This window comes from Streptomyces sp. NPDC107521, assembly GCF_055598485.1.
This window is the reverse complement of record NZ_JBVKAT010000023.1, coordinates 45697-63624: the sequence shown is the minus strand read 5'-3', so window position 1 is coordinate 63624 and position 17928 is coordinate 45697. Positions and strand designations below refer to the sequence as shown.

Below are 17928 nucleotides of genomic sequence, written 5' to 3'. Positions count from 1 at the left end.
CCGCGGTCCGCGCGGGGCCGGGCGCCGCGCGGGGTGTTCCACCGACCGGTCGGGCTCCCGGCTCCCCTCCGGAGGGGGGAGCCCGGCCGGTCGGCCGCTCTGCGGGGCCAACGGGACGCGGACACCGTCGCGTTACCGGATTGGCGACCAACTTACTTGTTGTTATCTCCAGTTGGAGGCAACTCCTAACCATCTTCACATGAACTGTCCAGAGATGGCGTGAAGTTGTACTGTTCGGACGTGGAGCCGGAACATGCTTCCGCCGAGGTGCGGAAGAGGGCGCGGCCACCCCGCCGGACACCCCGCGAGGTGGCCGACGAGCTGCGCGCCCGCATCAGATCGGGTGCCCTGCCCCCGGGGCGGCGGATGCCCACCCAGGCCGAGCTGGCCGAGGAGTTCGGCGTCGACCGGGGCGCGGTGCGCCAGGCGCTGCGGCTGCTCCAGGAGGACGGTCTGCTGACCAACGTCAGCAAGGGCAGCCCGCCGAGGATCGCGGAGCCCGGCCCGCCGCGCGACGAGCCCCGGCCCGCCACGGCGGTGCTCGGCCCCCGGCTGGCGGCGGCCTTCGCGGCGCCGCACGTGCGGGTGGACGTGGTGTGCCACACCGCCGAGACCCTGACGCTGGCGCTCGGCCAGCCGCTCCGGATGGTCCACGAGGGGCTGGTCCGCCCGGAGTCCATCGGCTTCCGGGTGCTGCTGCCCGCCCACGACACCGCCCTGGCCTTCCCCGTGCCGGCCGGGGACGGGGGCGGCGACGACCCCGTGCACGCGCGCTGGCTGCGCACGCGCGACGCCCAGGCCCGGGTGCTCCGGCACCATCTGCGCACCGTCCGCTCCATCCACGGCATCGAGGTGAGCGTCGCCTTCCGCGCGCTGCCCTTCACCCCCGTCAGCAAGGCGTACCTGCTCAACGGCGAGGAGGTGCTGTTCGGCCACTACCTGATCGCCCGGCGCGAGGAGGAGTGGGAGGGCCGGAGCCGGGAGACGTACGACGCCCTCGGCCCGCGGACGCTGCTGTTCTCCTTCGGGAAGGGGGGCGGGCGGCGCGACGCGGTGTTCGTGGCGGAGACGCAGAAGTGGTTCGACGGCCTCTGGGACACCGTCACGACGGACCTGCCGCTCTCGTAACCGGGCGGTGGCCGGGGGCGGCGGGAGCGGAGGACGCGGCGGATCCGATGAGGGCGCGGCAACGTCCGGTCCCCGGTCCCCGGCGCGCGGGCGGTGCGGCGCGGTGCCGGGCGGGCGCGTGCTCCCGGCGGGCCGGGCGCCGGCCCGCGTGGCGGCCGTATCCCGGTCCCGGCCTCGGGTACGGCGGGAGCGGCCGCGCCGCGCGGGAGCGCCCGAGCCGGTCGCCGGGCGGACGGGGGTGCGGCGCCGGGGCAGCCCTTAAGGTCGGGGCGTGACGGAGATCGGGTTGCGGGAGCGCAAGCGGCGGCGGACGGTGCGGACGCTGTCGGACGTGGCCATCGGGCTCTTCGTGGAGAAGGGGTTCGACGCGGTCTCCGTCGCGGAGGTCGCCGCCGCGGCCGAGGTGTCGAAGCCGACGCTGTTCCGGTACTTCCCGGCGAAGGAGGACCTCGTCCTGCACCGCGTCGCGGACCACGAGGGCGAGGAGGCGCGGGTCGTCCGGGAGGACCCGGCGGAGCCGCTCGACGCGCTGCGCCGCCACGTCCTCGCCGGACTGGACCGCTTCGACCCGGTGACCGGCCTCAACGACCACCCCGACGTCCTCGCCTTCCACACCCTCCTCTACGGCACCCCCGCCCTCACCGCCCGCCTCCACGCCTTCCAGGAGCGCTCCGAGGGCGCGCTGGCCGAGGCCCTCGGCGGCGGCCTGGACGCCCGGCTGGCGGCGGCCCAGATCGTCGCCGTACGGCGGGTGCTCGCCCTGGAGAACTGGCGGCGGATCGCGGCCGGGGAACGGGCCGGGGACGTCCGGGCGGACGCGGTGGCCGCCGCCGGGCGGGCCTTCGGGGCGCTGGCCGCCGGGCTGCCCGGCCTGACCGCCATTGATGAGGTCCGGTAAAAAACGTTACTCGGTAACGTCTTTCCGCTACGCTCCCTGGAATGACCTCACCCGACCCCGCCCTCCGCCGTGCCCTCGACGCCGAACGCGCCCACCACGAGCGCTGCCGCGCCGCCTTCGCCGCCATGGCCGACGGCGCCCACGACCACGTCGTCACCGGCGAGGACGTGTCCGCCTCCGGTGCCGACGCCGAGGTGCTCGGCCGGCGGCTGCGGACCCGGGCCCGGGCGCTGGGCGACCTCCCCGAGGGGCCGCTGTTCTTCGGCCGCCTGGACTTCGCGGGCGCCGGCGGGGGTGGCCCGGAGGGCGGCGCGGGGGGAGCGGACGGCACGGGGGCGGCGGGCGCGGCGACGCCGGGCGCGCCGGGCGCGGGGGTGCGCGGTGCGGCGGGTGATCCGGCCCCCGGTGCCGGGCACGCCGGTCGGAACGGTCGGGACGGTCGGGGCGGTCGGCCCCGGCGCGCGGAACCCTCCGGTCGGGAGGGCTGCGCGGAACCTGCCGGTCGGGCCGGGCGCCCGGAATCCGCCGGTCGGGACGGGCATCCGGGGCGGGCCGGTCGGGCCGGGCGCGCGGAACCCGCCGGGCGGGACGGGCACGCCGGGCACGCCGGGCAGAGCTACCACCTGGGCCGGCTGCGGATCACCGAGGACCCGGCCGCCCCGCCCCTCGTCGTCGACTGGCGCGCCCCGGTCGCCCGCGCCTTCTACCAGGCCACCGCCCGCGCCCCGCAGGGCGTCGCCGTGCGCCGCCGCTTCGGCTGGGCGCCCGGTGCCCGCGGGGAGCCCTCCGACCTCACCGGCCTGGAGGACGAGCACCTCGGGCGGGGCGAGTCCGGCCCCGGCACCCTGGTGGTCCGCGAGATCGAGCGGCCCCGTGTCGGGCCCATGCGGGACATCGCCGCCACCATCCGCCCCGAACAGGACGACCTGGTCCGCGCCGACCCCGCCGACACCGTCTGCGTCCAGGGCGCCCCCGGCACCGGGAAGACCGCCGTCGGACTGCACCGCGCCGCCTACCTGCTCTACACCCACCCCCAGCGGATCACCCGGGGCGGGCTGCTCGTCCTCGGCCCGCACCGCGCCTTCCTCTCCTACATCGCCGAGGTGCTGCCCGCCCTCGGGGAGGGCGGCGTACGGCAGTCCACCCTCGCCGAGGAGATCGCCCGGCACCCGGTCACCGCCGAGGACGCCGAGGGGGCCGCCGCCGTCAAGCACGACCCGCGGATGGCCCGGGTGCTGCGCCGCGCCCTGTACGCGCGGGTGGATCCGGGGGCGGCCGGGCCCCTCGTCGTACCGGACGGCTCCTACCGCTGGCGGGTCGCGGAGGAGGAGACCGCGGCGATCGTGGCCGGCGTCCTGGCGGAGCGCCCGCCGTACGGGGTCGGCCGGGAGCGGGTGCGCGCCCGGCTGGTGCGCCGCCTGCGGGACCTGGCCGAACGGCGCACCGGGCCCCGCTCCGACGGCTGGGCGCGCCGGGTCGGCCGGTCCCGCCCGGTCGCCGGGTGCCTCGACGCCGTATGGCCGCGGACCCGGCCGGAGGAGGTCGTCGCCGGGCTGCTCGGGGACGCCGGGGCGCTGGAACGGGCCGCCCGGGGGCTGCTGGACGAGGGCGAGCGGACGGCGCTGCTGCGGCCGGGCGGCGCGCGGCGCACCTGGCGGACGGCGCGGTGGTCGGCGGCCGATCTGGTGCTGCTGGACGAGGCGGCCGGGCTGCTGGACCGCCCGGAGGGGTACGGCCACATCGTCGTCGACGAGGCGCAGGACCTCTCCCCGATGGAGTGCCGGGCCGTCGCCCGCCGGGCGGCCTTCGGGTCGCTCACCGTCCTGGGCGACCTGGCGCAGGGGACCACGCCGTGGGCCGCGCGCTCGTGGCGGACGGTGCTCGCGCACCTGGACCGGCCCGGCGCGGCGGTGGTGCCGCTGACCACCGGCTACCGGGTGCCGAGGGAGGTGGTCGCCCTCACCAACCGGCTGCTGGCGCGGCTCGGCGTGGACGTGCCCCCGGCCCGGTCGCTGCGCGGCGACGGGGAGCTGACGGTGCGGCGGGCGGCGCCGGGCGCGGTGGCGGAGGCGGTGGTGGGCGCGGTGCGCGGGGCGCTGGCGAGGGAGGGCTCGGTCGGGGTCGTCGCCGCGGGGGAGGCGGTGCCGGGGCTGCGGCGGGCCCTGGCGACGGCGGGGATCGCGGCGGGCGGGCCGGGGGAGTCCGGGGCGCGGGTGGCGGTGGTCCCGGCCGGAGCCGTCAAGGGGCTGGAGTACGACCACGTGGTGGCGGTCGAACCGGCGGCCGTGGCGGAGGAGGACGGCGGCGGCGAACGGGGGCTGCGGCGGCTGTACGTGGTGCTGACCCGGGCGGTGTCCCGGCTGGACGTGGTGCACGCGCGGCCCCTGCCGTTCTGAGGCGGGGCCGGGGGCGAAACCCCCCTCCGGTAGCATCATCGGACTTTCGATGCCCCGCCCCCCTCTCGACACCGGCCATAAATTGACATCTGGTATATCCCGTACAACGCGGTACCTCTCGCGAGCCGGCCTCGGACGTGTCCGTGCGGCGTGGCGACGGCCACGGGCCCCGCTGTGGACCGCGGCCGCGGTGGTGACCCTCGGCTTCCTCGTCGCCCTGGAGATCGCCGCCCGCCGCTACGGGCTGGCGGGGCCGATCACCAACCAGGCGCGCGAGGTGGTCCTCGCCCCCGACTCGGGGCCGCTGCTCTACGCCAGCATGGCGCTGATGATGGTGGTGCTCACCTGGCGGCAGCGACTGCTCGCCGCCGGTGCCGCGGTCGGCATCGACGTGGTCTTCGCCCTGGTGCGGTGGCCGCTGGGCGCCGAGATGAACTACGGCAACGGCGCGCTGTGGGTGATCCTCGGATGCGCCGTCATCGCCCTGACCCGGCGCACCGGGGCGGAACGCGTCCTGCTGCTCAAGGGCGTCGGCCTGGGCCTGCTGCTGGTGGCCGGCCGCAAGACCGGTGACACCTGGCTGATCATCACCTCCCGGACCCGCCCCATGGTGCTGGACCAGTACGTGGCCATGGCGGACCACGCCCTGGGCAACCCGTCCTGGCTGTTCGGCCGGCTGGTCGAGGCCGGCGGCTCCGTCGGCTTCCACGTCCTCGACTTCGTCTACGTCAAGCTCGCGGTCGCCGCGGTCGTCGTCGCCTTCTACCAACTGCGCAAGGTGGCCGCCGAACGGCGCTTCCCCCGCCACCACCTGGTCCGCACCTTCCTGGTCATCGGCCTGGTCGGACCCGCGATCTACATGATCTTCCCGGTGGTCGGCCCGATCTACGCCTACGGCACGGGCGCCTACGGCACCGGCGGCGCGGAATGGGCGCTGGCCACCCTCTGGCCCGACACCCTGCCCCCCGTCGCCACCCCGTACGCGATGCCGTACGACGGGGTGACCCCGCGCAACTGCATGCCGAGCCTGCACACCGCCTGGGCCACCGTGATCTTCCTGCACGCCCGCACGGCCCCCCGGCCGCTGCGCTGGGCGGCCACCTTCTGGCTCGTCGCCACCCTCACCGCGACCCTGGGCTTCGGCTACCACTACGGCGTCGACCTGGTCGCCGGCGTGGTGTTCGCGCTGACCATCGAGGGGGCGCTGCGCGCCTTCGACCGGGGCTGGGACCGCCCGGGCGTGTGGTTCGTCGCGCACGGTGCTGGGGTGTTCGCCGCGCTCCTGCTCGCGTACCGCTACCTGCCGATGCAGATGGCCGCCCACCCCTGGCTCTCCGGTCCCCTCCTCATCCTGGCGATGGGCACCGTGATCCACGCCTACGCGCGCACCACCCGGCAGTGGAGCGCGCCCCCGCCCCCGTCCTCGCTCACCCCGCCGACCCCGCCCACGCCTCGGCCCCAGCCGGAACCGGCGTAGGGCCGGGGGCCGGGCGTCCGCCGGGGCCACCGCCGGGCGTCCGCCCGGCGCCCGCAGGCAGGGGCCCCCGCCAGCCACCGGTCGGCCACCGGTCAGCCCGCGGTGCCCGGGGCCCGCGCGGCGGACGCCTCCGGCGCGGGGGCGGCGGTGAACAGGACCGCGGCGAACACGAGCGGCGCGGCCGTCTGGTAGCCCATCCACAGCTCGCCCCCGGCGCTGCCGCCCCGCCGCGCCAGCAGGAACCCGGCGAGGGCCGTCAGCACCCAGCCGATGTCGTAACCGACCATGAGCCGCGTCTGGAGGCGCGCCGGCCGGTGGCGCGCGCAGGCGATCTCGACGGCGCCGCAGACCAGCAGGGCCGCGCCCGAGGCGGCCATCAGCCAGAGGGGCACGCCGAGCAGCCGGCCGAGCGGGACGGCGGCGGTTGCCGCGGCGGCGCCCAGCAGCACCTTGAAGGCGCCGTCGGCGAGGACGCCCGCCGTCCGGCGGGTCAGGGGCGGAGCCAGGGGCCGGGTCATGGGCGGTCCTCCTCGGAGCCGTACCGACTGGATTCATCATGAGGTTACGGCAATAATCAAATTATGAGAATGACGAGGGCGGAGGCCAAGGAGCGCAACCGCCGTGCCCTGCTGGACGCCGCGGCGCGGGTCGTGGCCCGGGACGGGTACCGGGCCAGGCTGGAGGAGATCGCCGAACTCGCCGGGCTGACCACCGGCGCGGTGTACTCGCTGTTCGGCAGCAAGAACGGCCTGGTGGTCGCGCTCGTCGCCGACCATCTGCGGCCGTACTACGAGGAGGTCGAGCGGGCGGTCCCGCCCGAGCTGGACCTGCCGGCGGCGGTGGACGCCTTCGCCCGGCACTACCGCCGGGGCTGCGACGCCCCCGGCGCGCGGTCGGCCCTGTCGCTCCAGATCACCCTGCTGGACATGGCCCTGCACGATCCCGTGCTGGGCGGCCGGCTCGCCGAGTCCGTCCGGGCGCAGGAGGACCATCTGGTGGCGCTGTTCACCGGGAGGGCGCACGGGGGCGGCGTCCTGACGCCCGACCGGGCCCGGTGGCTGACCACCGCGCTCAGGGCGCTGTTCGTCGGCCTGAGCCAGGGAGTCGGCCTCGGCCTGGCCCCCGACGCGGACGAACAGTACTTCGCCGCCACGGCCCGTGCCCTGGCCGCCTCCCCGTATGTCACGGGGGGTGCGGACGACGGCGGGGGTGCGGACGGCGGGGGCGCGGCGGGCGGGACCTTGGCCGACGGGGGCGCGGACGACGGCTGACCGGACGAGCGGGTGCCACGCGGCGGCGCGGGCGAGCGGGCTCTTCCTCGGATTCCGGCGGGGCGACGGCCACCGGGCCCCGCCCGCGCGGCACGGTTCCGGCTGACCTGTCTCAGATCACCGTGGGCAGGGCCGGGTTCTGACCTGCGGTGCCAGCGGTTGAGTGGGGCAAGTTGGCGGTCGGCGTCCCGCTCAACCGTAGGCAGCGTGGTGGTTCACCCGCGGAGCCGTGCCGGCAGGCGCCGTGGAGTCGGTCGCCATGTACTGGCCAGCATGGAGCGGGGGGCCGATCTGGCTTTCCTGACCTGCTGGGCGAGTCGGTATTCGTCCGCCTCGCGGATGAGTTCGTGGGAGCGGACCTGGTGCAACTCGAAGTGCATGCCGCTCGCTCCTACTGCTGGAGCTCCATGACATCGGCGACGACGCAGCCGACGTTGTCGGGGCCGCCGGAGCCGTTGGCGAGGGCGACGAGTTCGCGGACCGCCTGCTCGGGCTCGCTGATGCCGGAGAGCACTCGGCGGATTTCTTCGATCGACACGACGGTGGACAGGCCGTCCGAGCAGAGCAGGTAGCGGTCTCCCCGCTGGGCGTCGTGCAGACGGATGTCGGGGGTGGAGTCGGCTCCTGGGCCCAGGGCACGTATCAGCAGGGACCGCTGGGGGTGGGAGGCGGCTTCCTCCGGGCTGAGGCGCCCTTCGTCGACCATCGACTGCACCATGGTGTGGTCGTGGGTGATCTGGAGCAGATCTCCGTCCCGCAGGAGGTAGACGCGGGAGTCGCCGATGTGGACGAGGGCCGGCCGCGAGCCGGTCCAGAGCAACGCGGTGAGTGTGGTCCCGGCATCCTCGGAGGAAGGGCCGAGTCCGGAGATGCCGTGCACGGCCTGCCTGGCCCGGTCGATCGCGTCTTCGAGGACGTTGAGGAGATTGCCCGCCGGGATGCTGTCGGTTTCGAGGCTTTCGAGGCTCTTGAGCGCGTCGACAGCGGCGGCGCTTGCGGGGGCACCTCCGCTGCCGAAGCCGTCGGCGACGGCGAGCAGGCGGGATCCTGCGTAAGCGGTGTCCTGGTTGCTCTCGCGGACACGGCCGGTGTCGGAAAGGGCTGCGTAACGGATGCCCAGGGGCTTGGCGGTAGGGGACACGGCAGGGTCCTTCCAGGAGAGGTGGTCGATGAGGAAGGTGGCCAAGTCCCGCCGTGCGGCGGTGTCGGCTTCGACCTGGGCCCAGAACGCGCGGATCTCTTCGGCTGCCGGACCCGCCTCCAGCGTGCAGACCTGTTGGATGCGGGCGAGAGGCATCCCCAGCCGTCGGAGCCAGGCAACCAGCCGGGCCCGATCCAGTTGCTCCGGTGCGTAGAGGCGGTAGCCGGTCACCGGGTCGACGCGAGCGGGAGTCAGCAGGCCGAGTTCGTCGTAAAGACGCAGCGCCTTCGGCGACAGCCGGGACGCCTTCGCGAACGTCCCGATGGTCAGCAACTCCATGCTCGTTCCTCCTCACGCCAGGCACGTCGCCCGGTCCCACTGATGCTGTGGGCTCCCCCAAGGTGAAGGTCAACCAAGGGCTCCGTTCAGCCCGTCTGGGTGGTCTCCGACTCGGTCGGAGGCTGCGTGACCAGCCGGGGACGTCGGCCCGTCGTTGGGCTCATGGGGCGGGCCCAGGAGGGCTTCGATCTGCGTTGCCGTGGCGGTGATGGTTGTGCTGAGCCGGCCCGCCGCGGACGAGGACGCAGCGGCCGGCGAGCCGCTTGCCGCGGATACCGGTGAACAGCCCAGGTTGTTCGACGTTGATGCCGGCATGGACGAAGGCCGCGGGCCGGTGCTCGGTGAAGTACTTCAGGTGGTCGGAGAGGTTTTCACCGGCGATCGTGGCGTGGTTGAGCAGGTGGATTCCGTCGATCTTCCGACCGCAGGAACTCGTGAACCGGCTCTGAACTGCGGCGATTCATGGACTGCATGTCCGCGACGGCGAGATGGAGACCATTGCTGTAGCTCGTCCGGGTGCTCTCAGGGGACAGCTCGTCCACCGGGACGGTGGCCGGGTTTCAGCAGGTGGGCGGGATGAACTCGGGTTGGTCGAGCAGACGCAACCAGCTTCCGTCGGGCTGACGCCGGACAACCTGCGCCCGGGCGCCGGCCCCGTCCTTCGGTGGGGTCGAGGTGAGGGCGATGTCGCCGCTGACCAGCGTCGGCAGTGGTTGTTCCGGCTCGAAACGGGGACGTTTGGCCAGCACCTTCTCCCATAGCGCACGGATCGCTTCCCGGCCCACCGTCTGGTCGCCGGGCGGGTAGGCCATCACTGCATCATCTTCGTAGAGTGCGGCGACCCCGGCCGCGTCACCGGCGTTGGATCGTTCGACGAACAAGCGGGTGATGTCTTCGGGTTGCATGGCCTTCTCGTATTCCGGCATGGGTTCCTCCTGACATCGGGCTTCGATGCTTCCTATCGTGGTCGTCCGATAATCAGAAGTCCAACAGATGATTCTTCTGATAGCTAGAATTTCCAGTCATGGAACTGAGACAGCTGGAATATTTTGTTGCGGTCGCTGAAGAGCAGAGCTTCACCCGGGCGGCCGAGCGGGTGCGCATCAGCCAGTCCGGCGTCAGCGCTCAGATCCGCCAGTTGGAACGTGAGCTCGGTGCCGAGCTGTTTGACCGGTCGGCGCGCACCGTCACGCCCACCGTTGCGGGAAAGGCTGCGCTCGAACACGCCCGCGTGGTGCTCGCCGCGGCTGGGGCGGTTGGCCGGGCGGTGAGTGAGGTGACCGACCTGATCCGGGGTCGGCTCACGGTCGGGATGGTCGTCGGCTGCACCCTCACGCCGCTGTTTGACGCTCTCTCCGTGTTCCACCGGGCGCATCCCGGGGTGGAGATCTCACTGTTGGAGGACAATTCCGACCGGCTCGTCGAGGGGGTGCGCGTCGGCACCATCGACCTGGCTCTCATCGGGACCGCAACCGCCACCCCCGACGGACTGGAGGCGTTGACGATCATCAGCGAGCGGCTCGTCGCAGCGGTTCCTGTCGGGCACCCCTTGGCGAAACAGCGGCGAGTCACTCTGCGCGACCTGGCCGCCCACCCGATCGTGTGCATGCCACCCGGCACGGGCCTGCGCACAGTGTTCGACCGTGCTTGCGCCGCACAAAGCCTCCGACCCGCGATCGCGTTGCAAGCGAGCGCCGCGGATGCCATTGCCGACCTCGCCGCCCGCGGACTCGGCGTCGCCGTCCTCAGCGATTCGATGGCCGCGAGCCATCGCGACCGGATCATCGCCCGCACCATCGATGACCTCGAAGCACACGCTCTGCTCGCCCTGATCTGGAAGAGGACGCACAGCCCTGCGGTGCGTGAGTTGCTCGTGCACAGCCGGCAGGCATTCGCCAAGCCCGGCCCTGGGTCGCAGGAAAACTCTTCAAGATCTGATGTGGGCCTACTTGAGCTGCGCCAGTAGACGCGCTGTGGAGTGCTCAGCGGGACATGATCACGTTGTTGGTCCGGAGTCTGCGATGCGGGCTTCGAGGTCGGCGACGCGGCGGTCCTGGAAGCGGAGGTTGGAGCGGGCAGCCTTCAGCCGCTCGTCGAGCGTGCGGTTGAAGGCGGCGAGCCGGAGGGCGCTGCTTGAGGATGGTGTTCTCGGTAGTGATCCGCTGAACGACTTCTTCGGTCCATTCGGCTTGCAAGTCGCTTATCCGGCCCCGGAGTTCGTCGATGCGGGTCCGTCGGGTGAGGATCTCGGCGCGAGCTGCCTTGAGGGCTTCTTCGGTGTTCAGCGCGCTTGCCGGCCCGGCCGAGCATCCGACGGGCCGCCACCGGTGCCCACGACTGCCCAATGTCCGCGCCGTGCAGGGGGACCAGGAGCATGCGGCCCGGCGCCGCGCGGGTATTCGGTGGTGACGTACTTGAAGTAGGTGTGCGCCATGGCCGGGCCGACCCGCTTGATCAGCCCGCCGGTCACCGTCCCGCCCTCCGCCTTCCAGCGCTCCCTGGTCTTCGCCTCGGCCCGGTTCGGATTCCTGGGACGGTGGCAGATGTGGACGTGCGGGGTAAGGCACTCGTTGCGGACCGCGTTCTCGCGCAGGTGCAGGTCGACCAGGTGCGGCCCGCAGAACTCGCCGATCCGCAGCCCGCCGTCAGCGAGCCAGGTGACCACCAGCCGGGCTTCTCGTCGCGACTCCCGTGTTCGGACACATTCCGGGACGCCGTCCGCCACCCCGGTACGGACCCTGCGCTGCCGCTGACGCAACCCTGCGCATCCGGCTCACACCCTCCCTGGGCCGCAGCCGGATCGGTGGGACTCCGCCGAGTCCACCGCCAGATCCACGGGACTCCGCCACGTTCCTCGGGAACGGACCCGTGTCCTGTCCCAGACAACTGTTGGCATGTGGAGGACCTGACCTGCTGTGCTTACGGTTGAGTGGAACGAACGCGCTCTTCCCGCCCCGCTCAACGGTAGGTAGCCGCCTCTATGGCGTGCACGGAAGTTCACTGATCGGCTCGGAGGTCTCATGCCCCTGCAGATGGAACTGGTCGCGATAACACTCGATTGCCCTGATCCGTTGGCTCTGGCGGCGTTCTATCAGCAGGCCACCGGCTTTGAACCACACCCGAAGTCGGACGCAGGGTTCGCCGGTCTCAACCGTGAGGACGGACTGTTCATCGGCTTCCAGCGGGTCGAGGACTACCGGGCTCCGAGTTGGCCTGGCCAGATCGTTCCCCAGCAGCTGCACATCGGCTTCAAGGTCGCGGAGACCTGGACGAGGCCGAGGCCCGGCTGCTGGAACTGGGTGCGGGCAAGCCGGATCACCAACCGCATGGTGACAGAGCACGGGTGCTCACCGATCCCGCTGGGCATCCTTTCTGCATCGTCACGCGCTGACTGTCGGGTTCACGAGGGCCTCGATCTGTCTGGATGTGGCCTCGATGGTTGTGCTGAGCCATGTGCGGCTGGTGCCACGAAGGGGTGCCTGCATCGGGAATCGGCGGTGGAATTCAGCGATGGCCTGCGTGACGACGAGAAGGCCGTCGTCAAGGATCGCCCGTCGCCAATGAACCGATGCGAACAGGCCGATCAGTGTGACGTGTTCGGGGTGTCCAGCTGCGATCCGCCACTGGGCCGTCTCCTCCGGCTCGGCTGTCGGCCCCTCGGCTCGGACCAGGTCGTGGAGGAGTGCGACTCGGCGGTTGAGTTGGTAGTGGCGGTGGGCAAGACCGCTCCAGAGCTTGCCGGTGGCGCCCTGGCAGATGTCAGTGACGTTCGGGCCGTAACGTCGCCGGAGCCGCCAGGAACGGCGGTTGAGCGCGGATGACGTCAGAGGTGCGGGTCAGGTCGAGTTGTTGCTCGGGGGTGAAGACGTCCTTGCCGATCCAGAGGTTGTGGCGAAGACAGATGTTGTCGTGGATGGATGCCCAGATCTGGGCGGGAAGTGTCGCTCCCGTGCGCGCGACGACGCAGCGGCCGGCGAGTTGCTTGCCGCGGCGCCGCCAGCTCCGCAGTCTTCGCCGGTTCCCGCTGCCGCAGAGACCGGACCGCCGGGTCGTATTCGGGTTTCACCGGCCCGTGCGAATCGTCCAGCGGCCGCCGGTGAGCATCTCCACCAGCTGCCGCTGCCACCACTCGGCCCGCTCCACCGCCTTCGCCGGGAGCCCTTCCAGTGCTCCGGCCGGTGGGACCACCGTCCGCACCGAGGCCGGTGGGACCACCGTCCGTACCGAGGCCGGTGGGACCACCGTCCGTACCGAGGCAGGTGGGACCACCGTCCGCACCGAGGCCGGTGTGACCACCTCGAAGCCGTCCGAAGACAGCAGATGGGCCAGCATCACCACGCTCGCAGGCTGTCCCTCGTCGACCGCCCGGACGCAGTCCCCTCCAACGCAGCCACTGTGTGCAGGCGCCCGTCGAACCGGACCAGGTCACCCGCTCGCAGCAGCCGCGGACGCGACTGCATCCCCGTCTCCCTCCCGGACGCCGAGCCGGACCTGCGTGTCCGCCGACAGCAGTCCGGTCTCCAAATCCATGGTCAGAATCCGGCGCCAGAGCAGGTGGAACAGCACCGGCAGCACCGCGATCGGATCACCCACCTGCCGAGCCCCGCCCAGCAGACCGGCGCCCTCCGGTGTGAAGTCCAGCAGCATCGCGTGATCCCGCTCCAGCCACGACTCGAACCCCACGTGCCCGCCCGTCGTGGCCGACCAGTACAGGCCCGGGAAGTTCCGCTGACCGCGGTAGCCCCGCCTCGAACTCCACTACTGCCGCCTCGGCCAGCGAACATCGATGCTCGCCGTGGGCGTCCCGCCAGCCGACCTCGAACCCCTCCGTGCCCATCCCCATGTACGCAACTGTCCAGAACGAGTTGGAATCCGCCAGGTCCAACGGGGCGAAACCACCCATGAGGATGAAGGTGTCGTAGTCGCGCCTGCCGACGTCAAAGCACTCCCGGGACAGTCCTTGACTGGGTGCGCGCCCGAACACGATCGCGTTCGGGCGCGCACCCAGTTACTTGATCAGATACTGGAGGATTGCTTCGACGAACGCCGTTCGTTCGGCTGGATCGACTACTTCCTTGGACCACACTGAGGCGATATCTTCCCAAACCCGTCCGACGCGAACTCGCGGGCCAAGCCGTTCTGCCACCTTGCGGGCCCACGCATGGTGATTCTCGATCTGGCGTGCATCATCAACGGCTTCGAGGAGATCAGCAACTCGGACATCGAGGCGATTAGAAACCTTCTCCCAAGCCGCCTCATCAAGGGCGCCAAAGACTTCCTTCTCGGGGGCCTGTGTGCCTGGAAGAAGAATGCAGCCCGCACTTTCCTCTTGATCTCCATCGAGAATCCCGAGCGATCGATTGGGGAGCTTATTCTTCGATGCTAGCTCCCCGAGGGTTTTCACTGTGGAAGCGGCACCCACTGGTATCACCGCCACTCGATTCCTGATTTCCGGCATCTCCTGGGAGGTCAATGCGTCAATCAGAATCTGCGCTTGCTCGTCCTCGCAATATATCGTGAGTTCCGGATGGTCAACATCATCCATGAGCGACATGGCGAACTCCGGAGTCACTCCATAGATAATGTTTCGTAGCCCGTTACGCTGAGCCTGAATGTAGACGCGAGCCTCAGTTGGTAGTTGTTCAAGGATGGTGGCCGAGTGGGTGGAAAGGATGAATTGGATCTTCCTTTCCTTCGAGATGGCGAACAGTTCCGTCATCAGGCGGCGCTGGGCCCTCGGATGGAGAGAGGCTTCAACCTCATCGATGATGACGAGAGACTGTGCGGGGGCGGATCGGAGCAATGCGACCAGGTCTGTGGTGGCGTCCTCGCCAGCACCCTGATGAAAATTTGAGTATTCTCCCGCGTCGGTGGTCAGGACTCCAACCTGTTTGTTTTCGTACTTCGCGATACCGCTCGCGGTGTATGACTTGTTCATGATTCGGGATAGCAGTGCCCGGTCGGACTCGCTGAATGGTGTGATATCTCCGGGGAAGTTCAGCTCTTTAGCGATCTTTCCATATCCCACTAGAGTGTTGATGGGCTGCGTGCGGCTGATGTCCAGAAAAAACACGGGGCGACGGAACCTTTCAGGCATTCCGCGCCATCGTTTGGTAGGCTTTCTCAAGGTCAGATTGCTGACGGAATTTCCGCGCCTGATCTGGTAACCCAAGGAAACACCTTCGACAGTTTCCCATGGTGTATTAGGGAAGAAATCATCCGGGTAGAAAGTCAACCCGTTCTCTTGGTTTGCCACATAGGCGGCAGCTGCAACTTTGAGGATGGTGCTCTTTCCTGCCCCATTTTCGCCAGCAACTGCAACGACGGGGAATCGGAATTCGACAGTCTCGTTGTTCCATCCCCTCAGTCCGTCCACGTGCACAGCTTCCAGGAATTGCGGCCACCCTTTTGCCGTGTTCCGTGCCGTGTTCCACTCGTGCGTAAGTGGAGACAGGGTGGGGGGTGTTTTGCGCGAAGTGCTCACTCAGTATTCTCCTTCTTGCCCGCAGCAAGGCGATCTCCTGGCGGGCAGCTTCAAGTCGGCCCGCCATGCTCGCGCCGGCGGCGGTGGACCAGCCGCCCGGCCCTGGGAGTTGTGTCACCGGCGGGGACGGCGCTGGTTCTCCTGTGATGACAGAAGCCCGAGTACGGCGTGCTCCTGGTGGTGGTTGAACCAGAGTTCGGCCAGGCCGCGGTCCTTGAGCTTTCCAAGTCCGGGCTCTGTCGACGGGGTCAGCTCGATCGCTTCCCACCCGCCGACTGTCTCGGCGAACTCCTCGGCGATGTCCACGAATGAGGGCCCCTGGAAATAGCTCACGGCGGTGTTGCTGCTGTCCAGGGGCGTGCCGGACTGGTCTGAGACCAGTAAGCCGACCGTTTTTCGCGACTCGAAGTAGGCATTGATCGTCGACTTGATCTCGTCCCGCATCACGTTCATGACCTGCTGACGGTAGGTCGGCGGCTTCAGGCACGTCTGGTAGGAGAAGTCGATGCGGCTCCCGTCCGTGCGGATCACCTCGAAGCCCGGATACGGGCCACGCGGTGGAGGGGCGATCGCGAAGGCTTCAACGCCCGGACCGATCTTGTCGTCCGCTTCGTGATGCATGTCGAGGAGGTCCAGCAAGAGCAGGTGATCGTCCTCCTGGTCCACGATGCTGCCCACGTTGTACTGGTACAGCACCTCGCGTACGGCCTCTTTCGCCTCCCCCTTCGTCCGGTACCGGCGGTGCCCAATCCAGAACTCAGCCACGAACCAACCCTTCTGTTCGATCGTTCGCCAGCCCCTCACGCGACGCATGCTCGGGCGCCTGGATCGACGCTACGTCGACAGTGTTCCGGATACGCGCTTCTCGTCGCGACTCCCATGTGCGGACACGTTCCGGGACGCCGTCTGCCACCTGCCATCCCGGTATGGACTCTGCGCTGCTGCTGACGCAATCTTGCGCATCCCGCTCACGCCCTCCCTGGGTCGCAGCCAGATCGGTGGGACTCCGCCATGACCACCGCCAGATCCACGGGACTCCGCCACGTTCCGCGGGAACGGACACCTGCCCAGGCGCGTCGCAGGTGGTCCCGGCGCTCCCGTGCCGCCTTTTGCAAGCAGGCTGCTTGCAAAAGTTAGCGGGCGGAGGCATGGTGGGGGCATGGCATCGCTCAACGTCGGCAACCTCGGTGAGTACCTGCGCGAGCAGCGGCGCAACGCGCAGCTCTCGCTGCGGCAGCTCGCCGACGCCACGGGGGTGTCCAATCCGTACCTGAGCCAGATCGAGCGCGGGCTGCGCAAGCCGAGCGCGGAGGTGCTGCAGCAGGTCGCCAAGGCCCTGCGGATCTCCGCCGAGACGCTCTACGTCCGTGCCGGGATCCTCGACGCGGAGCGGGACCGGGACGAGGTGGAGACGCGTGCGGTCATCCTCGCCGATCCCGGTCTGAACGAGCGGCAGAAGCAGGTGCTGCTCCAGATCTACGAGTCCTTCCGCAAGGAGAACGGCCTCGGGACCGGCGACGCCGCCGGTGCTCCCGGCGACGGCGGTGACACCTCCATATCCGGGCCCCGCACCCAAGCGGCCGGTGACGGCGGAGCCGTCCCGCCGCGCCCGGCCGGATGAGCGGCGGCCACCGCAGCCCGGCCGGAGGCGGAACCAGCAACATCCACCCTCAGCAGAACGTGATCCGGAGGACCATCACCATGGCCATCACCGAAGACCTGCGCAAGACCTTCAGCGACCCCACCCCCCTCTACTTCGCCGCGGGCACCGCCGACCTGGCGTTCCAGCAGGCCAAGAAGGTGCCGGTGCTGGTGGAGCAGTGGCGCGCCGAGGCCCCGTCCCGCATCGAGGCCGTCCGCAACACCGACCCGAAGGCCGTGCAGGAGCGTGCCGCCGCCCGGGTCAGGGAGACGCAGGGGACTCTCCAGACCAAGGTCAACGAGTTCATCGGCTCCCTCGACACCGACTTCAAGAAGCTCGGCGAGACCGCCCAGGACCTCGCCCTGCGCGGTGTCGGCGTCGCCGCCGAGTACGCCGTGAAGGCGCGCGAGACCTACGAGAAGGTCGCGGACCACGGCGAGCAGACCGTCCGCACCTGGCGCGGCCGGGCCGCCGACGACATCGAGGACGCAGCCGGGGAGGTGGAGGGCCTGGCCGTCGCGGTCGAGCCCGAGCCCCGCCCGGCCGCCGCCGGGGGCGGGGAGCCCGCCGCAGGGCCCGCCGCGGAGGACGGCGAACCCGCGGCCAGGCCCGCCGCGAAGCGGACCCCGGCCGCCCGCAGGGCCCCGGCGCGGAAGAACAACACCGCCGCCAGGAAGACCCCGCCGCCCGCCGAGTGACGCCGTCGCCCCCGGAACGACCCGGGCACCCCGGGGATGCCCGGTTCGTTCTCCGGGTACGGTGACCGGGTGGACACGATCCGACTCTGGTGGTGGACGTTGTGCTGATGCAGGGATTCGCGAGCCTGATGTGGCTGCTGAGTACCGCCCTGATCCTTTTCAGCGGCTTCGCGCTGATCGACGCCGCCCTGCGCCGCGAGGACAGCTACCGCGCGGCCGACAAGCAGACCAAGCCGTTCTGGCTGATCGTCCTCGGGATCGCCTTCGTGGTGGACCTGATCTTCCCGATCCTCGCGTTCCTGCCGATCATCGGCCTCATCGCGACGATCGTATACATGGTCGACGTGCGGCCCGCGCTGCGCGGTCTGTCCGGCGGCGGCCGTCCGCGGCGCGGTTCCAGCAGCGACGGCCCCTACGGTCCCTGGAACGGGGGCCGCTGACCGGGGCCGGGCCT

Annotated in this window: 18 protein-coding genes and 1 pseudogene; 11 read left to right on the top strand and 8 right to left on the bottom strand. The window is 70.6% G+C overall.

From position 1 onward, the window contains the following. Positions 1-267 precede the first annotated feature (267 nt). The 4 genes from ACZ7LB_RS27275 (at position 268) to ACZ7LB_RS27260 (ending at position 5899) form a co-directional block, all read left to right on the top strand. The gene (locus ACZ7LB_RS27275) at positions 268-1128 is read left to right on the top strand and encodes a winged helix-turn-helix domain-containing protein (RefSeq protein WP_471471914.1); all 861 of its coding nucleotides are present in this window, start codon (positions 268-270) and stop codon (positions 1126-1128) included. A 271-nt stretch (positions 1129-1399) separates the two neighbouring features. Then, positions 1400-2026, top strand: coding sequence for a TetR family transcriptional regulator (locus ACZ7LB_RS27270; protein WP_471471864.1), 627 nt, complete (start codon positions 1400-1402; stop codon positions 2024-2026). A 41-nt stretch (positions 2027-2067) separates the two neighbouring features. Further along, positions 2068-4422 (top strand): HelD family protein, encoded by a 2355-nt coding sequence (locus tag ACZ7LB_RS27265; RefSeq protein WP_471471863.1) that lies wholly within the window; start codon positions 2068-2070, stop codon positions 4420-4422. A 49-nt stretch (positions 4423-4471) separates the two neighbouring features. Next, a complete protein-coding gene (locus tag ACZ7LB_RS27260; RefSeq protein WP_471471862.1) occupies positions 4472-5899 on the top strand; it encodes a phosphatase PAP2 family protein in 1428 nt (475 codons plus the stop codon). Between the two features lie 92 nt (positions 5900-5991). On the opposite strand, the gene ACZ7LB_RS27255 is transcribed toward ACZ7LB_RS27260, so the two are convergent. Then, positions 5992-6417, bottom strand: coding sequence for a hypothetical protein (locus ACZ7LB_RS27255; RefSeq protein ID WP_471471861.1), 426 nt, complete (start codon positions 6415-6417; stop codon positions 5992-5994). Positions 6418-6486: 69 nt separating this feature from the next. Between ACZ7LB_RS27255 and ACZ7LB_RS27250 the strand changes: the two genes are divergently transcribed. Continuing rightward, complete coding sequence (locus ACZ7LB_RS27250) at positions 6487-7170, top strand: TetR/AcrR family transcriptional regulator (RefSeq protein ID WP_471471913.1); 684 nt, start codon at positions 6487-6489, stop codon at positions 7168-7170. Between the two features lie 391 nt (positions 7171-7561). Here the strand turns inward: ACZ7LB_RS27250 and ACZ7LB_RS27245 are convergent, their stop codons facing one another. Next, a complete protein-coding gene (locus ACZ7LB_RS27245) occupies positions 7562-8650 on the bottom strand; it encodes a MerR family transcriptional regulator (protein ID WP_471471860.1) in 1089 nt (362 codons plus the stop codon). Between the two features lie 560 nt (positions 8651-9210). Beyond that, on the bottom strand, positions 9211-9576 hold the full coding sequence (locus tag ACZ7LB_RS27240) for a YybH family protein (protein ID WP_471471859.1): 366 nt from the start codon (positions 9574-9576) through the stop codon (positions 9211-9213). A 98-nt stretch (positions 9577-9674) separates the two neighbouring features. On the opposite strand from ACZ7LB_RS27240, the gene ACZ7LB_RS27235 reads away from it, so the two are divergent. Beyond that, entirely contained in the window at positions 9675-10616 is a 942-nt protein-coding gene (locus ACZ7LB_RS27235; protein WP_471471858.1) for a LysR family transcriptional regulator, read from the top strand. A 315-nt stretch (positions 10617-10931) separates the two neighbouring features. Here ACZ7LB_RS27235 and ACZ7LB_RS27230 read toward each other — a convergent pair whose 3' ends face one another. Beyond that, positions 10932-11315, bottom strand: coding sequence for a hypothetical protein (locus ACZ7LB_RS27230; RefSeq protein ID WP_471471857.1), 384 nt, complete (start codon positions 11313-11315; stop codon positions 10932-10934). A gap of 355 nt (positions 11316-11670) precedes the next feature. On the opposite strand from ACZ7LB_RS27230, the pseudogene ACZ7LB_RS27225 reads away from it, so the two are divergent. Both ACZ7LB_RS27225 and ACZ7LB_RS27220 read left to right on the top strand, forming a co-directional pair. Next, positions 11671-12041, top strand: a pseudogene (locus tag ACZ7LB_RS27225) (VOC family protein). Positions 12042-12147: 106 nt separating this feature from the next. Further along, on the top strand, positions 12148-12471 hold the full coding sequence (locus ACZ7LB_RS27220; RefSeq protein ID WP_471471856.1) for a hypothetical protein: 324 nt from the start codon (positions 12148-12150) through the stop codon (positions 12469-12471). Between the two features lie 241 nt (positions 12472-12712). On the opposite strand, the gene ACZ7LB_RS27215 is transcribed toward ACZ7LB_RS27220, so the two are convergent. From ACZ7LB_RS27215 to ACZ7LB_RS27200, 4 genes are all read right to left on the bottom strand, one after another. Further along, positions 12713-12988, bottom strand: coding sequence for a hypothetical protein (locus ACZ7LB_RS27215; protein WP_471471855.1), 276 nt, complete (start codon positions 12986-12988; stop codon positions 12713-12715). Between the two features lie 87 nt (positions 12989-13075). Continuing rightward, complete coding sequence (locus tag ACZ7LB_RS27210) at positions 13076-13333, bottom strand: hypothetical protein (RefSeq protein ID WP_471471854.1); 258 nt, start codon at positions 13331-13333, stop codon at positions 13076-13078. A 325-nt stretch (positions 13334-13658) separates the two neighbouring features. Beyond that, positions 13659-15134, bottom strand: a complete 1476-nt coding sequence (locus ACZ7LB_RS27205; RefSeq protein WP_471471853.1) for an ATP-dependent nuclease — start codon at positions 15132-15134, stop codon at positions 13659-13661. Between the two features lie 114 nt (positions 15135-15248). Then, a complete protein-coding gene (locus ACZ7LB_RS27200; protein ID WP_471471852.1) occupies positions 15249-15899 on the bottom strand; it encodes a DUF3223 domain-containing protein in 651 nt (216 codons plus the stop codon). A 394-nt stretch (positions 15900-16293) separates the two neighbouring features. On the opposite strand from ACZ7LB_RS27200, the gene ACZ7LB_RS27195 reads away from it, so the two are divergent. The 3 genes from ACZ7LB_RS27195 to ACZ7LB_RS27185 all read left to right on the top strand — a co-directional run bounded on the left by ACZ7LB_RS27195 (position 16294) and on the right by ACZ7LB_RS27185 (position 17914). Continuing rightward, entirely contained in the window at positions 16294-16755 is a 462-nt protein-coding gene (locus ACZ7LB_RS27195; protein WP_471471851.1) for a helix-turn-helix domain-containing protein, read from the top strand. 80 nt (positions 16756-16835) lie between these two features. After that, the gene (locus ACZ7LB_RS27190; protein WP_471471850.1) at positions 16836-17474 is read left to right on the top strand and encodes a hypothetical protein; all 639 of its coding nucleotides are present in this window, start codon (positions 16836-16838) and stop codon (positions 17472-17474) included. A gap of 107 nt (positions 17475-17581) precedes the next feature. Continuing rightward, positions 17582-17914, top strand: coding sequence for a DUF2516 family protein (locus ACZ7LB_RS27185; protein ID WP_161229876.1), 333 nt, complete (start codon positions 17582-17584; stop codon positions 17912-17914). Positions 17915-17928: the final 14 nt, after the last annotated feature.